General features: G+C 35.7%; 12 protein-coding genes and 1 pseudogene. 3 read left to right on the forward strand and 10 right to left on the reverse strand.

The genetic code is table 11. The features are described from left to right. The first annotated feature begins 52 nt into the window (after nucleotides 1–52). On the forward strand, nucleotides 53–1033 hold the full coding sequence (locus tag P5P89_RS07875; protein WP_278011440.1) for a succinylglutamate desuccinylase/aspartoacylase family protein: 981 nt from the start codon (nucleotides 53–55) through the stop codon (nucleotides 1031–1033). Continuing rightward, nucleotides 1020–1588, forward strand: a pseudogene (locus P5P89_RS07880) (5-formyltetrahydrofolate cyclo-ligase). The gene P5P89_RS07875 and the pseudogene P5P89_RS07880 overlap by 14 nt, the downstream one beginning before the upstream one ends. A 196-nt stretch (nucleotides 1589–1784) precedes the next feature. On the opposite strand, the gene P5P89_RS07885 reads toward P5P89_RS07880, so the two are convergent. From P5P89_RS07885 to P5P89_RS07895, 3 genes are all read right to left on the reverse strand, one after another. Next, on the reverse strand, nucleotides 1785–2192 hold the full coding sequence (locus P5P89_RS07885; RefSeq protein WP_278011441.1) for a hypothetical protein: 408 nt from the start codon (nucleotides 2190–2192) through the stop codon (nucleotides 1785–1787). Between the two features lie 85 nt (nucleotides 2193–2277). Beyond that, nucleotides 2278–3297 carry a phenylalanine--tRNA ligase subunit alpha gene (locus P5P89_RS07890; RefSeq protein WP_278011442.1) on the reverse strand — a complete coding sequence of 340 codons (1020 nt, stop codon included), beginning with the start codon at nucleotides 3295–3297 and terminating at the stop codon, nucleotides 2278–2280. A 131-nt stretch (nucleotides 3298–3428) separates the two neighbouring features. Then, complete coding sequence (locus tag P5P89_RS07895) at nucleotides 3429–3785, reverse strand: hypothetical protein (protein WP_278011443.1); 357 nt, start codon at nucleotides 3783–3785, stop codon at nucleotides 3429–3431. A gap of 163 nt (nucleotides 3786–3948) precedes the next feature. Between P5P89_RS07895 and P5P89_RS07900 the strand changes: the two genes are divergently transcribed. Next, nucleotides 3949–4479 carry a CvpA family protein gene (locus P5P89_RS07900; RefSeq protein WP_278011444.1) on the forward strand — a complete coding sequence of 177 codons (531 nt, stop codon included), beginning with the start codon at nucleotides 3949–3951 and terminating at the stop codon, nucleotides 4477–4479. A 5-nt stretch (nucleotides 4480–4484) separates the two neighbouring features. Here P5P89_RS07900 and P5P89_RS07905 read toward each other — a convergent pair whose 3' ends face one another. From P5P89_RS07905 to P5P89_RS07935, 7 genes are all read right to left on the reverse strand, one after another. Further along, complete coding sequence (locus tag P5P89_RS07905) at nucleotides 4485–4847, reverse strand: hypothetical protein (protein WP_278011445.1); 363 nt, start codon at nucleotides 4845–4847, stop codon at nucleotides 4485–4487. A 1-nt stretch (nucleotide 4848) separates the two neighbouring features. Further along, the gene (locus P5P89_RS07910) at nucleotides 4849–5310 is read right to left on the reverse strand and encodes a Panacea domain-containing protein (RefSeq protein WP_278011446.1); all 462 of its coding nucleotides are present in this window, start codon (nucleotides 5308–5310) and stop codon (nucleotides 4849–4851) included. Nucleotides 5311–5441: 131 nt separating this feature from the next. Further along, nucleotides 5442–7814, reverse strand: a complete 2373-nt coding sequence (locus tag P5P89_RS07915; protein ID WP_278011447.1) for a glycoside hydrolase family 95 protein — start codon at nucleotides 7812–7814, stop codon at nucleotides 5442–5444. A 279-nt stretch (nucleotides 7815–8093) separates the two neighbouring features. Then, the gene (locus P5P89_RS07920; protein WP_278011448.1) at nucleotides 8094–10040 is read right to left on the reverse strand and encodes a sialate O-acetylesterase; all 1947 of its coding nucleotides are present in this window, start codon (nucleotides 10038–10040) and stop codon (nucleotides 8094–8096) included. A 114-nt stretch (nucleotides 10041–10154) separates the two neighbouring features. Then, nucleotides 10155–11375 (reverse strand): glycoside hydrolase family 5 protein, encoded by a 1221-nt coding sequence (locus P5P89_RS07925; protein WP_278011449.1) that lies wholly within the window; start codon nucleotides 11373–11375, stop codon nucleotides 10155–10157. Between the two features lie 10 nt (nucleotides 11376–11385). Beyond that, the gene (locus P5P89_RS07930) at nucleotides 11386–13623 is read right to left on the reverse strand and encodes a glycoside hydrolase family 3 C-terminal domain-containing protein (protein ID WP_278011450.1); all 2238 of its coding nucleotides are present in this window, start codon (nucleotides 13621–13623) and stop codon (nucleotides 11386–11388) included. Nucleotides 13624–13713: 90 nt separating this feature from the next. After that, entirely contained in the window at nucleotides 13714–15285 is a 1572-nt protein-coding gene (locus P5P89_RS07935; RefSeq protein WP_278011451.1) for a GH39 family glycosyl hydrolase, read from the reverse strand. Nucleotides 15286–15298: the final 13 nt, after the last annotated feature.

Raw genomic sequence — 15298 nt, forward strand, 5'->3', positions numbered from 1 at the left:
TTACGAAATCAAAAGAATAATTTCTATATTTAGAGCCTGTTTAAAATCCGACATGAAAAACAATGCCCCAATGGTTCTTTTTGGCGAATCGATTTTGCCCGGAGAAAACAAAACGATCAATGTAGAAATCGCCAGATTACATACTACAACCAAACTTAATATACCGATTATTGTTCGAAGGTCTAAAATTGATGGACCGGTAGTTTTATTTTCTGCCGGAATTCATGGCGATGAAATAAATGGAGTCGAAATTGTACGCCAGATTATCAGTAAAAAAATAAACCGCCCCACAAGAGGCACGATTATTTGCATTCCGATTATCAATATTTACGGTTTTGTCAATAAATCAAGGGAATTCCCTGATGGACGTGATCTGAACCGTGTATTTCCGGGAAGCAAAAAAGGGTCGCTTGCCAGTCGTTTCGCTTTTCATATCACCAATCAGATATTGCCTATTATTGATTATGCGGTTGATTTTCATGCCGGAGGTGCAAGCCGGTTTAACGCTCCTCAAATAAGAATTACAGAGCACAATCCCGAATTAAAACTTCTGGCAGATGTTTTTAATGCTCCGTTTACTTTGTATTCGAAAAACATCAATGGTTCTTTTAGAAATACATCAGAAAAAGCGAATGTAAAAATACTGCTTTTCGAAGGCGGAAAATCATTAGACATCAATAATCCTGTGGCCAATGAAGGTATAAAAGGTACCAAACGCCTGCTTGATTATTTAAACATGCTCGATCCCAAACATGTAGTCGAAAAAGCCGATTTTCCTTCTATTTATATTAAAAATTCAGTCTGGCTGAGAGCAAAACAATCCGGGTTATTACACGATTATAATATGGTAAGCCGATTTGTTACGAAAGGAACTATTTTAGCCATTATTACAGACCCTTTTGGTAAATTTGAGCAAAAAGTAAAAGCACCGCATGACGGCTTTGTTATCAACGCCAATCATTCGCCAATTGTTTATGAAGGCGATGCTATTTATCATATTTCTAAAAATGTAGACGACAATGCCGACGACTAAAAAAGAACTTCGTAAACACTATAAAAACCTCCGAAAAGAACTTACTGAGGAACTTATTGAAGAAAAAAGCCTTGAAATAAGCAATCAATTGATCTCCTTACCTATTTGGGACAAAACGTATTATCATGTTTTTCTTCCGATTGAAGAACAGAAAGAAGTAAATACTGAGTTCATTCTGCATTTACTTTCTGGAAAAGACAAAGAAATTGTGATTTCTAAAAGTGATTTTGAAACCCGGATCATGTCGCACTTTTTACTCACTGACAATACCAAAATCCAAAAAACGAATATAATATTCCGGAACCTGTCAATGGCTTACCTGTTCCTTCACAAACTATTGATGTTGTTTTTGTACCGCTTTTGGCTTTTGATGTTTTTGGAAACCGTATTGGCTACGGCAAAGGTTTTTATGATAAGTTTTTAGCCGAATGCAAATCTGAAACGATCAAAATTGGACTTTCTTTTTTTGAAGCTGTAGGGCAGATTGATGATGTTTTTGAATCGGATGTAAAACTGGATTATTGTGTGACGCCTGAGAAGGTTTATCGGTTTTGAAACTAACTAAACACGACGTCACTTCGAGTGTTTTTGGCTCCAAGTTTTGTTTTGGAAAATCCATTTTATTGGCCAAAAATGTATCGAGAAGTCTTGGTTTCATAAGGGTTCTCGATACATTTTTTGATTCGTTTCTCTGCTCAAAAAACACTCGAACTGACGAGTTTAATAATTACAATAATCGAGCTTTTTAAAGTTACTTTACCATAATTCCTTCAACAAAAAGAATCGGCACTTCTTCCGTATTGTTTTCGTTGATTAAATTGGATTTGAAGATGAATTTCTTGTCGTACAATGTGTTTCCGATGAAGAAAGTGACCATAAATTCGTTGTTTAAAACCAAAAGGCTCTTTTCGATCATTTCGATTTTTACAACAGAAACCGCTGGAACTTCAACAAACGCATGACGTAAAATAGACGTTTTTTTCATTTCTCCTTCAATTGTTCCAAATGCTTTTGAAACAACCATTACACTGTCTAAATTAAAGTCGCTGTCGTTTACCAGATAAGCGTACCACACTTTTTCCATAAAATCGTCGCTCCATTCCTGAACGGCAGCTAAGAATACGTTTTCAACTTCGGGGATTATTATGTCTTTTTTCATTGTTTTAGTAAATAGTCCAAAGTACATAGTCCTTAGTCCCTAGCAAAAAAACACTAAGGACTAAGGACTTCGAACTTATAAAAAATTAAATATTTGCTTTGAATTGCTCTAAGAAGCGAACATCATTTTCGTAAAACATACGGATATCACCAATTTGATATAAAAGCATCGCAATACGCTCTACTCCCATTCCGAAAGCAAAACCATTGAATTCATCAGGGTTGATATCACAGTTTTTAAGAACATTTGGATCTACCATTCCGCAGCCTCCAATTTCTAACCAGCCTGTTCCTTTAGTGATACGGTAATCAGTTTCGGTTTTCAAGCCCCAGTAAATATCAATTTCGGCACTTGGTTCTGTAAACGGAAAATAGGACGGACGCAAACGAATCTTAGATTTTCCGAACATTTCTTTAGTAAAATAAAGCAAGGTCTGTTTTAAATCGGCAAAAGAAACATCTTTGTCAATGTACAAACCTTCTACCTGATGGAAAATACAATGCGAACGTGACGAAATGGCTTCGTTGCGAAACACACGTCCCGGAGAAATAGTACGAATTGGCGGTTTGTGATTTTCCATATAACGCACCTGAACAGAGGATGTATGCGTACGCAACAGCACATCAGGATTGGTCTGAATGAAAAATGTATCCTGCATATCGCGCGCCGGATGGTATTCCGGTAAGTTCAGTGCAGTAAAATTATGCCAGTCATCTTCGATTTCCGGACCTTCAGAAACGTTGAAACCGATATTGGCAAAAATATCTATAATTTGATTTTTAACAATCGAAATAGGATGACGTGAACCAATAATAACGGGTTCAGGCGAACGGGTTAAGTCTCCAAAAAAGCCTTTTACCTCTTCTTTGCTTTCCAATTCTTCCTGAATCGCTTTTACTTTTTCTTCAGCAACCGCCTTTAAAGTATTGATTACCTGACCAAAATCTTTTTTCTGGTCATTTGGTATATTTTTGAATTCAGTAAAAAGTTCTTTCAACAAACCTTTACTTCCTAAATATTTAACACGGAACTTCTCTAAAGATTCTTTGTTTTTCTCGTTAAAGGCTTTAGCTTCCTCGATATGTTCTTTTATCTTGTCTATCATTTCCATTCTTCAATTGAGGGTACAAATTTAAGGAAAAAAGTCAGATATTAGGTGTGAGAAGTTAGAAGTATTTCTAAAGTTCTGTTATATTTTCAGACCAAAATCTAAAATCTTCTCTCCAACATCTGTTTTTAATCAATAAGTTCTCGTTCCAGAAAATAATTCACAATCGCTTCTTTCATTAAAACCGATTGTTCTCCGGCTTTTAATGCCGGCAGTTGTTCTTTTACTTTGTAATGCGGCCAACCCTCTTCGTCAAAATATTCGAATTCATAAAACCCGTAGGGCTCTAACAATCGGCAAATAGCGATGTGCATCAAGTTGAGTTTTTCATCTTTTTTGAATTCCCGGTGCACTTTACCAAGTTCCTGAACTCCAATAAGGTAAATTATGGCATCCAAATCTAAATCTTCTCCCTGCGAAAACTGATTGGACAATATATCGACGAGCTTTTCCCAGCGCTCTTTTAGTTGTGTATCCCTTGACATTATGATTTGTGATTTGTGATTCTAGACTGCATATTTCAGATTGTTTCAAATCTGATTCTGTTTTAAACTCTAAAATTATTGCTGCAAAGATACGGAGTTGAAATTTGAGAACATATCCCTGATAAATTCTTTTATATTTGCGCCTCAATAAAACAATACAAACATGAGTTTTTTCGATATAATTTTAGGGGCGCTTTTGGCCTTCAGTTTATATAAAGGCATCAAAAATGGCCTCTTTGTAGAAGTTGCTTCTTTTATTTCTTTACTACTAGGAATTTATATAGCGATTAAATTCTCTTCTTTTCTAAAAAACATCATTGTAAAATATGTTTCCTGGAATCCAAACACCGTTCAGGCTACTGCCTTTATACTGACTTTTATTTTGGTGGTAATAGGCGTTTATTTCTTAGCCAAAATTTTAACCGGAATAGCTGATTTTGCTTATTTGGGATGGATCAACAAGTTGGGTGGAGGCGTGTTCAGGGTTTTGAAAACCGTTTTGATCGTAAGTATTTTTATTGCGCTGTTTGAAAAAATCAATTTTAATCACACTTTCGCTAAGAAAGAAACTTTAGACAACTATATTTTTTACAATCCGATTAAAAAAGTAGCGGCTTTTGTCTATCCTTCAATTGAAAAAGGATATGAAAGACTGAAAAAAGTAAACGCTGAAAAGTCTGTAGAAAAAGAATAATGCTATTATTCGGCTTGATTGATTGACTGAGGAAACAGATTTTTCAAAATAATCAACATCATTCCAATTACATTTACAGACGTAGTTGTCAATAAAGTTATCAGTACATTTTCTGAAAGATTCAGATTCAGAAGATTGTGATTGAAATACAAAATTGAGACAACTGCTGCCAACCACAGGAAAATAATAAAAGAGAAAATATAAGTAAGATATCTTCGTAAAATCGTATCTTCAATGAACCGCCCTACTTTTGCATTTCCCAGCCTCTCTTCAAGGATTTGATTTTGTATACGGGCATTATCGATATCTATAGGACTGACTGGCGCACTATTTTCAATAGAAATCTGGCTTAAATTGAGTAACGACATCTTAGTTAGAAATTGGTTTTAACTTTTTATAATGTTCAAAAATATCGTCATCAGAAATAACAGCATTCAAATCCTTTCGATATACTTTTTGCCATGGCGTTCCATCAATATGGGTCAAAGCACTTAAATATACTCCGTCAAACCTTCCGTATACCTCCCAAATCTTATCTAAAAACTGTTCATCTTCATTTGATATTCTTTCATTTTTGGTAGCATTCGGTATTTTTTCAGTGATTTTTTCTTTCTTGTATTGTTTAATACTGTAATACAAAGAAGGAAAAACAGGGCCAAAATCCCAGGCAATCGGGTTTTCATCAATAAGCTTTTGCTGTTTATCTGTCAATGCCAGATACCAGCCATATGCAATATAGGTAAGCTTGATAATTTTCATAGGCGTGAGATCTCCGTTTTTAGAATACTTCTCTATGAAATAATTAGCCACTGTTGTTGGATTGTAAGCCATAATTATAAAATATATTTTCAAAGTTAGTCAAAATTAGGTTGCTTTACAATTATGGGTTCTATTGTTTTGTTAATCAGAAGAGTTATTAAAACAAAATAGAGATAACTAACTTAGCTATCTCTCATTTTATATTACCAGTTTATCGCTGCTTTCTGTCCTTTTTTCAATACGACAATTTGTTTTTTATCACCGCTGATTAAAGTTGTTTTTCCTCCATTTTTAGAAAAAACTGTTACTTTTTTTACTGCTTTGTTACTCCATTCCATTTCGATTTCAAATCCTCCTCGGGCACAAAGCCCTTTTACAGAACCGGTTTCCCAGGCGTCCGGAAGAGCAGGAAGTAATCGGATTTCGTTTTCATCAGACTGAACTAGCATTTCGGCTACTGCTGCAGCACCTCCAAAATTCCCATCAATTTGAAATGGCGGATGTGCGTCGAATAAATTCGGGTACGTTCCACCTCTTCTTGGCTTTTCTGTTTTCTTCCCATCAGGATCAACGTAACGTAGTAATTCACGGTACATTTTATAAGCTCTGTTTCCGTCTAAAAGTCTGGCCCAAAGATTAATACGCCATCCTTTTGACCAACCTGTAGTTTCATCCCCTTTTATCTCTAAAGTTGTTCTGGCAGCATTGGCCAACTCAGGTGTTGTTAAAGGCGAAATATGATTCCCGGGAAACAATCCAAATAAATGAGATTGGTGACGATGTTTCGGTTCTTGGTCTTTCCAGTCAAAATACCATTCTTGTAAATTTCCAGCTTTACCAATTTGGTAAGGATATAATTTTGAAAGTGCCTTTTCAAGTTTCATTCTAAATTCAGCATCAGTATTTAAAACTTTAGAACCTTCAATTGCATTAGAGAAACACTGTCTAATCATGGCTAAATCTGCACTACCACCATACAAAGTCGCACCCACATAACCACTTGGAGTAATATACATGTTTTCGGGAGAAGTAGACGGAGAAGTAACTAAATTACCATTCTTATCTTCAACCAACCATTCTAAACAAAATTGTGCTGCTCCCCGCATTAAATCATAACCTTCATTTTTAAGGTAATTTAAATCCTGAGAAAACAAATAGTGTTCCCAAATATGCGTACTCAACCAGGCACCTCCCATATTCCAACAAGCCCAGTTAGGATCTCCGCCACCAAAATTTCCAACAGGATTACTCATTGCCCAGATATCAGAATTATGAGCCACCGCCCAGCCATTCACTCCATAAAAAGTTTTTGCTGTTATTTTGCCAGTTTCAGAAATGTTTTTTATAAAACTCAAAAGAGGCTGGTGTAGCTCAGAAAGATTTGTATTTTCTGCCAGCCAGTAATTCTCCTGAACATTGATGTTTGTGGTATAATTACTGCTCCAGGGCGGACGCATGTAAGGATTCCAAACACCTTGCAAATTAGCGGGTGCACCTAATGTCCTGGAACTACTTATAAGTAAATATCGTCCATATTGAAAATAAAGAGTCTCTAAATTTTTATCTTCTTCACCATTTGAATAACGTAATAAACGCTCGTCTGTAGGCAAATTAGGAGCAGTGGTTTTTCCTAAATCCAAACTAACTCTTTTGAATAATTTTTGGTAATCTAGAATATGAGCTTTTTTTAATGACGTATATGATTTAGAAATAGCTTTCGCCATATTTTCAGCTGCAATTGCCTTATCATCTAATCCTTCTGTTCTAGGATTTTTATCAAAACCATTAAAACTTGTAGCTATAGAAACAAAAATCAAAGCTTCTGTTGCATTTTTTACGCCAATTTTATTATCTGAAGTAATAACAGAACCACCCGTATTTTTAATCTGAACCAAACTTGTAAAACGAGTCCCTCTATTTTCATCAAAAAGGATTGGATTAGCACTTTCAACATAACTTGGTTCTGCATGATAAGGGGCATAACCATTAATTTTTAATTGATTACTACTAGCATCCGTTTTAAATTTCAATAAGCTTTCAAAATCTATTAAAAAATTCAGTTTGTTCTTTTTATCAGATGTTATTTTAATAACCATGATTTGATCAGGGGCTGAAACAAAATATTCACGAGTATATTTTACATTATCAATTTCATAATTTACTTTTGAAACTGCATCATTTATATCTAATTCCCTGTAGTAATTAGTGGCTTTAGTACCTTCTTTAAAATGCGAAATATGCATTGTCCCAAGTGGCGAAAAAGACTGAGAATAAGATCCTTCTAATTTTTTATTTAACTCATCCGCTAACTTATAGTCTTCATTCTTTAATGCTGCCCTTATAGCAGGTACATTTTTATAAGCTTCAGGATTCATATTGGCATTTACGGGTTCACCCGACCAAAGCGTGATGTCGTTCAGATAAATTTTATCTGAATTGACTCCGCCAAAAACGGTCGCACCCATTTTTCCGTTTCCTAAAACGAGGCTTTCTTCAAAATATTCGGCAGGCTTATTGTACCATAAAACATGATTGGATTGTGCTGTTGCATTCTGGAAAAAAAGAAGACTCCACATCCTACGATTATTTTTTTAATGAAATTGGAATTCATTTACAGGTTTTTTGATTTAACTTAATGTATTGTCCATTCAGATTGGATGTGCAATATAATACCTTTTTGCAGTAAGTAGCCCTTCAATCCTACCAGTTATTGAGAATACAGGTGCTACGTGAGGTTTTTCTTCATTTAAACAATCATTTCATCAGAGTTCATTGACCTTCTTTTGAAGCAACTGCCAAGCCGTAAGGCTATCCGGCAAAAAGAAAGATTCAGACTCTTGCCGGATATTGTACCGCTATTTACTCACCTGATATTTTTCATTTACTGTAATCATTTCCCAATTATCGGTTCTGAATGGAGATGCAGGAAATTTTTCTTTGTTGAATAAATTGATATTCGTATCGTCATCTGCCCAACCGTAATGCACGGCAACTGGATTTTTTACATTTTCGCTTGAAACGATTACTTTATTGTCTTTGATTATCGCTTTCGCGGAATGAAAAACTTTGTCTGCACCGGCAATTTCGAATCCTTTTAATTCATTGTTGTTTGGCGTTGATAATCCGCTGCCGATGTTGTCGAAAGTGAGTATAATTTGGTTACCTTTTATTTCCTCGGATTTATAAGTTGGTCCGCTATGAACCTGTTTTTTACCGTAAATATCGTTCATCGCAATGGCCGCCAAACGCAAACCAATATCTTGTTTGTTGGTTGGGTGAATGTCTTTTGCGTTTCCAATATCGGTTGTTACAGCCATTCCGGTGTTTGGCAATTTTAAAGTTTCAGATTGTGCTTCGCGAAGTTCTGCCCAACGGCTTCCTTTTTGACTGTTTCCTCCAAATTCGTCAAAAGTCGATAGTTGAACGAAATAAAAAGGGAAATTTCCTTGTTTGAATTTGGTTCTCCAATCGTTGATCATTAATGGAAATGCTTTTTTGTATTGTTTGGCTCTCCAAACATTCGCTTCGCCCTGATACCATAAAACACCCTGAATAGCATACGGAACCAACGGATTTACCATCGCGTTGTATAATAATGACGGATAACTATTTGGCGACAGAGCTGTTTTTACGGCAATCACTTTAAATTTCCATTTTCCGTCAAGCGGAATAATTTTAGTCCCGAGAGTTATTTTTAAATCGGAAGATTCTCCATAAATTCCGCCACCTCCTCCGGTATCGACTATTCTTATTGAGATTACGTTTGTTCCTTCTCTTAAAATATTGGAAGGAATTGTATACACTCTTTTAGTATCATAAACAGTATTTTTTCCGACCTCTATTCCATTTACATAGGTGATATCCTCATCGTCAATTTTTGAAAGACTTAAAACGGCTTTATTTTTAAGATCTTCTGCTGAAAGCGTTATCGTTTTTCGCATCCAGACGACACCGTCTAAATTTCCCAAAGGCTGGTTTTCCCATAGGTCTGGTGTATTTAATTCGCCCCAATTCGAATCATCGAATGTTGTTTCTTTAAAAGAAACTTCATTATCTGCATTTACAGGTGTACCCTGAATTTTTTCGACCCTTTCTTTCATTTTTACGGCATACAACTTTGAAATTGAATCTACGTCCATAACCGGCAGATCGGTAATCATTGCTTTAAAATCAGGACTATTTAAAAATGCTTCACGGCTTGTCCATGTTTCAACGTTGGTTCCACCCCAGGAAGTATTAATGATTCCGATTGGGATTTTTAGTTCTGAATATAATTTTCTGGCGAAATAATAACCAACGGCTGTAAAGTTACCGACATTTTCTTTGTTGGCGACTTCCCATTTTCCTTGCTTTAAATCGTCTTTCGGAGTACCGCTTAAATCTTGTGCGACACCAAAATGACGAATCATTGGATAATTAGCATCTGCAATTTCTTTTTCGGCGTTCATGGTTTTAAAAACCTGAAATTCCATATTCGATTGTCCGCTGCAAATCCAAACTTCGCCAACCAAAACATTTTTGATGGTGATTTTATTTTTTCCAATAATGATCAATTCAAATGGTCCGCCTGCTTTTTCAGCATTTAAATTTACTGTCCATTTTCCGTTTTTATCGGCTGTCGTTTTCTTGATTTGTTTGTTGAAATGGATTTCAATATTTTCATTTGCATCGGCAAAACCCCAAACTGGAATTTGTTTGTCTCTTTGAAGCACCATTCCGTCAGAGAATATTAAAGGCATTTTCACATTAGCATTAGACAAAATACTAATTATCAATAAAATAAAAACATTTAACTTTTTCATTTTTCTATTTATTAAATGATTTAAACCAGATAAGTGATATAAGTAAATTTAAGTAGATGAAAATCAAAAACTTAAAATACCTTATATCACTTATGTTGTTTTCAAAAAGATTTTTTACAGTAATCCTTCTTTTAAAGCGGCTAAAGCTTTGGTATCAAAAACAGTATTGTCTGCTCTGTTAAAAATTCCGAAACCATTATTTCCTATACTTCCTTCATCCCAATAAAAAGGTAATAATCCGTTTGCTTTGGCTGTTTTTACGACCGTTTTTAAATAATAAGCTCTGGAGTTCAAATGTAAAGTTAAAGCATCTCCCGTCAACGTCGTTCTTCTGATTGCTCCAAATTCGCCCAAAAGAACTGGAATTCCTTTGTCTACAAATTGGGTTTTCATTAATTTGAAGTTCTTTTCTAAATCGGCTTCTTCTCCCCAAGTTGCATTTCTATCAGTATCGGTTGTGGAATGAAAGCCCGCTCCCCAATAATAAAACATTTTACCCCAAGTTTCGTCTTTAGTCAAACCTCCGAAATTCCAAGGTGAATAATAATGCACCTCAACCATCATTCGGCTTGCGACTTTATCGGTTGGCAATGTAGTCATTAATTTGTTTGTTTTTTCGATATCGGTTGTCGGACCTTGAACTACCAAAGTTCTGTACGCATTTTTCCCTCCTGTGGAGCGAACAGCATCGATAAAAGTTTGGTGATATGAATTTAAAACCGCCATTTGAGCAGCGTCTTCTACCGCTGGTTCGTTGGCACTTGCAAAAAGCAAATGTTCGTCAAAGCCTCTTAAGTGCGTTGCTATTTGTTCCCAAAAAGCTTTTTGTTTGGCATTGTTTTCTTCTTTTTTGGCCTCGGTAATATTGTTTTCTAACCAGCCGCCGTCCCAGTGAATATTCACCAAAACATACATATCATTATCTACACAATATTGAATCACTTCTTTCACGCGGTTCAACCAATCGGTTTTGATTTTTGCTGTAGCTGCATTTTCTAGATTTTGATTCCATGAACACGGAATTCTTATCGCATTAAATCCGTTTGCTTTTACAGCGTCGATTAAGGCTTTTGTTACTTTTGGATTTCCCCAAGCAGTTTCACCTCCCGTTGCTTCTAAAGTATTTCCGATATTCCAGCCCAATTTGATTTTTGCTGCCAATTGAACTGCCGAACTTCCCATTCCAGAGGCATCTGCTGCAATTGGATTGGTATTATAACTTGGATATAAACCAATCTCAATGGGCACTTTCTCTTCCTGTGTATCCGAACTGCAAGCCCAAATACTTAAGAAAGAAAAACATAAAAAAACACTCAGAAAACAACTTTTTACCATGTTTCTCATTTTATTTGATTGTTATAACAATTTCTTTTTTAATATCTCTTGAAGAAGTTCCAACTTTAATGGTATATTTTCCAGGTTCCACTGTCCATTTTTTAGCAGCGACATCGTAGTAAGCCAATTCTTTTACTGGCACTTTGATCGTCACTTTTTCTGAACTTCCAGCTTTTACATCTGCTTTTTTGAAACCTTTTAATTCTTGCGCTGCACGAGTGATTTTAGAATCAGATTTTGAAGTATATAATTGAACTACTTCTTTTCCGTCTATTTTTCCAGTGTTTTTAACGTCAACTGTAACTTCAATTACATCGTTTTGAGCGTACGAATCTTTATTTGCTTTTGCATTATCAAGCGCAAATATCGTGTATGATAATCCGTAACCGAAAGGATATAATGGCGCTACGTTTTTAGTGTCAAACCAACGGTATCCAATTAAAATTCCTTCAGCATAATTTACCGCTTTGTCTCCAGGGAAACTGTTTGTAGCGTGCGCAGGAGAATCTTTTAATTGTTTAGGCATTGTCCAAGGTAATTTTCCTGACGGATTTACTTTTCCTAAAATCACATCAGCCAAAGCATTTCCGCCTTCAGAACCATTAAACCAGCTCCACACTAAAGCAGAAGATTTTTGGCTGACTTCATTAATATCAAATGGAGCACCGGCAATCATCACCACAATTGTTTTTGGATTTACAGCCAATACTTTTTTGATCAATTCTTCTTGTCCAAAAGGCAAGTGTAAATCTCTTCTGTCTGAAGCTTCTGTTTCGTAATCACGGTTCGAACCCGCAAAAATGATCGCAACATCTGAGTTTTTAGCAGCTTCTACGGCTTCCTTAACTTTTGCATCGTCTAATTTATCAATTGTAACTGGTCCTGTAGAAGTAATATTTCCTAAGTTCCCTTTATTTTTCTCATCGTAACGCTCTAAATATCCTTCAGCATAATTGATTTTTACTGATGAAGGCAATCTGTTTTTAAGACCTTCCAGAGGCGTAACTTCTCTTTTTGTTTTTACTCCAGCACCAAATCCACCAAGAGCATTTTTCTTAGTCGCATTATTTCCGATAACGGCGATTGATTTTACTCCGTCTAATTTTAGCGGAAGCGCATTATTTTCATTTTTCAATAAAACAATTGCTTCGGCAGCAATATCATAAGCGTCTTTGTAATGTGCTTCGGTTGCGATACTTCCTTTTGCACGCGTCCCGCCACCCATTGCTTTTATATGAAATAAACCACGTAAAATACGTTTTACGTGAAGATCAATTTCTTTTTCTGAAACTTCTCCAGATTTAACCGCAGCAATTAATTTATCGGCTAAGAAAAATTTGTTGAACGGTTTTGGCGTTCCCATTTCAATATCTAAACCATTTTTCAAAGATTTTGCTGTTGAATGCACCGCGGCCCAGTCAGAAACTACAATACCTTTGAATCCCCATTCGTCGCGAAGAATTTTGTTCAGCATATAATCGTTCTCACATAAATATTCACCTCTAAATTTATTGTAAGCGCCCATAATGCTGTACGCTTTTCCTTCTTTTACCGTTGCCTCAAAAGCCGGAAGGTAGATTTCGCGAAGTGTTCTCTCGTCAATCTGAACATCAACAAAATCACGATTCGTCTCTTGATTGTTTGCTGCATAATGTTTTACACAAGCCATTACATCTTTTTCCTGTAAACCAACAACCAAAGGCACAGCGATTTTTTTATTCAAAAACGGATCTTCCGACATGTATTCGTATGTTCTTCCTCCAAGCGGTGTTCTTACCATATTGATCGCTGGCGAAAGGAGCATATCTTTGTCTCTTGCGCGTAATTCTTCTCCTAAACTAGTTCCAAAAGTATGTGCCATTTCTGCATTCCAAGTTGCTGCTAAAGCACCTCCTGCCGGATAATACGTTGCAAAATCGTTTGTCCATCCTGCCGGAGCCCAATTGTCTCTTGAAATTTCTTCGCGAACTCCCAACGGACCATCAGCCATTTTTAATTCTGGAATTCCCAGACGTTTTACACCTGCATTGGCAAACATACTGTTCCCGTGAAGCATTCCTATTTTTTCTTCTAATGTCATCTGCGAAATCAGTTTATCGATTTCTGCATCATGATCTGTACTGATTTCTTTCCCAACATATTCTTCAGTCTGGCTGGAATTTGAAGCTGAAGTTTGTGTCTCATTTTTACAAGAAGTAAAAAATGCAAAAACCAAAGCTGCAGAAAGGTATATCATTTTGTTTTTCATAGATAGTTAGGTTCTTTTTATTTAAAGATTTGATTCCTGACTCAGAATCTTTAAATACAGTTAATATTACTTTTATGTTTGTGGTTTTAATTATTGTTTGATTAAATTCAGCATTACAACATCATTTTCATTGATTTTGAATTCTCTGCTGAATGTTCCTTTTGCATCAATTGTGATTTTTTCTGTTGAAATTGGCGCTCCATTATTTTTATCTTTTATGGATTTTACTTGTTCACGGGTTAGCTGACTTGGTTTATTCATCGACAGATAATCTGCGTAAGCGTCATTTACTTTATAACCAACTTTATATATTTCTAATAGATATTTTCCTTTCTGTATCCCATCAATCTCCACTTTTACTTTTCCTTTTTCTTTTGATGGAAGATCCTGAATGTAATAAGTTTGGTTCCAAACTTTATCGCCTGGATGCGTATTCGTAAAATCCCATAATAAAACTTGTACATCGCCTTTTGCATTTTTGGAAGTCCACGAAGCTTTATCGCTGTTTTGAAGTTCTATTTCTCCTAATTTATTCATTAAATAATACGAGAAATAAGCTGGTTTTTTAATTCCCTGCGTATTCAACAATCCGAAACCACCGTGAAAAGGGGTAAATCTTGGACCAGCTTCTTCAAAAATATCAGTAAAAACCCAATATGACATGGAGTTTGCTGCATTTCCAACTTGTTTTAGTTTTTGCAGAATATATGCTGCCGAATGATAACTGTCGTGAATTGGATCTGATGGCGTATAAGAGGAACTCCATTCGGTATAATGCAATTCAAGATTTGGTTTTGCCGATTCTGCAATCTGCTTACGCGAATTAATAACATCTCCGTTGACACTATTTACGTCTGGGCTCAAAACTGTTCCAGAAGTCCCGAATTCGTCCAAATATCCTTGGTTTACACCATAGGTATGTGTCGAAATAAAATCTAATGGAACATTATTTTTAGCACAAAAAGCAATTGTTTCCGGAACCCAGCCTGCGCCTGCTGTTGCTGGTCCGCCGACTTTATATGCAGGATTTACAGCTTTTATGCCGCGGGCTGCATAATCGTATAATTTAAAATACTCTTGCTGTGTTCCTGTCCAGAAACCTGGTGTTAAATTTGGTTCATTCCAAACTTCAAAATACCATGTTTTTACTTCTTCTGCTCCGTAACGTTCTGTAAAATGTGCGGTTAGATTTTTAATTAAATCTTCCCATTTTTTATAATCTTTTGGAGGTGTTACGTTTCCCTTCCACCAAAAAATAGTTTCTTTTCCGCTTGCTAACGCATTAGGCATAAAACCTAATTCAACAAAAGGTTTCATTTTCAGACTTACAATGTAATCAAACAGAACGTCTACGTATTGATAATTGTATTCTGGATTTCCTTTGTTGTCTTCACGGTAAACGGCCATATCATCTGACAATAAACCATGAAAACGGATGTATTTAAAATCGCATTCTTTTTTAACCAATGCCAATTGTTGCTGCCAGTCGGCTCTCAAACCTTCGTTTGCTCTTCCGGCACCAATGCATTCTTTAAACATGGTGTTTAATTTTCCAGCAGTTTTATTGAAATCTACTTTTATGGTTCGATTTTCAGCATTATTGTTTTGTCCAATGATTTGGATTGAATGAATTAAAACCAAGAGTATTAAAATTCTTTTCATCTGAAAATGTTTT

This window comes from Flavobacterium gyeonganense (assembly GCF_029625295.1).
In the GTDB taxonomy this organism is placed as follows: domain Bacteria; phylum Bacteroidota; class Bacteroidia; order Flavobacteriales; family Flavobacteriaceae; genus Flavobacterium; species Flavobacterium gyeonganense.

Bases quoted from the DNA above. Each gene is read 5' to 3' on its own strand.
- P5P89_RS07875 (WP_278011440.1), top strand. From the start codon at position 53: ATGAAAAACAATGCCCCAATGGTTCTTTTTGGCGAATCGATTTTGCCC.
- P5P89_RS07885 (WP_278011441.1), bottom strand. From the start codon at position 2,192: ATGAAAAAAGACATAATAATCCCCGAAGTTGAAAACGTATTCTTAGCT.
- P5P89_RS07890 (WP_278011442.1), bottom strand. From the start codon at position 3,297: ATGATAGACAAGATAAAAGAACATATCGAGGAAGCTAAAGCCTTTAAC.
- P5P89_RS07895 (WP_278011443.1), bottom strand. From the start codon at position 3,785: ATGTCAAGGGATACACAACTAAAAGAGCGCTGGGAAAAGCTCGTCGAT.
- P5P89_RS07900 (WP_278011444.1), top strand. From the start codon at position 3,949: ATGAGTTTTTTCGATATAATTTTAGGGGCGCTTTTGGCCTTCAGTTTA.
- P5P89_RS07905 (WP_278011445.1), bottom strand. From the start codon at position 4,847: ATGTCGTTACTCAATTTAAGCCAGATTTCTATTGAAAATAGTGCGCCA.
- P5P89_RS07910 (WP_278011446.1), bottom strand. From the start codon at position 5,310: ATGGCTTACAATCCAACAACAGTGGCTAATTATTTCATAGAGAAGTAT.
- P5P89_RS07915 (WP_278011447.1), bottom strand. From the start codon at position 7,814: ATGTGGAGTCTTCTTTTTTTCCAGAATGCAACAGCACAATCCAATCAT.
- P5P89_RS07920 (WP_278011448.1), bottom strand. From the start codon at position 10,040: ATGAAAAAGTTAAATGTTTTTATTTTATTGATAATTAGTATTTTGTCT.
- P5P89_RS07925 (WP_278011449.1), bottom strand. From the start codon at position 11,375: ATGGTAAAAAGTTGTTTTCTGAGTGTTTTTTTATGTTTTTCTTTCTTA.
- P5P89_RS07930 (WP_278011450.1), bottom strand. From the start codon at position 13,623: ATGAAAAACAAAATGATATACCTTTCTGCAGCTTTGGTTTTTGCATTT.
- P5P89_RS07935 (WP_278011451.1), bottom strand. From the start codon at position 15,285: ATGAAAAGAATTTTAATACTCTTGGTTTTAATTCATTCAATCCAAATC.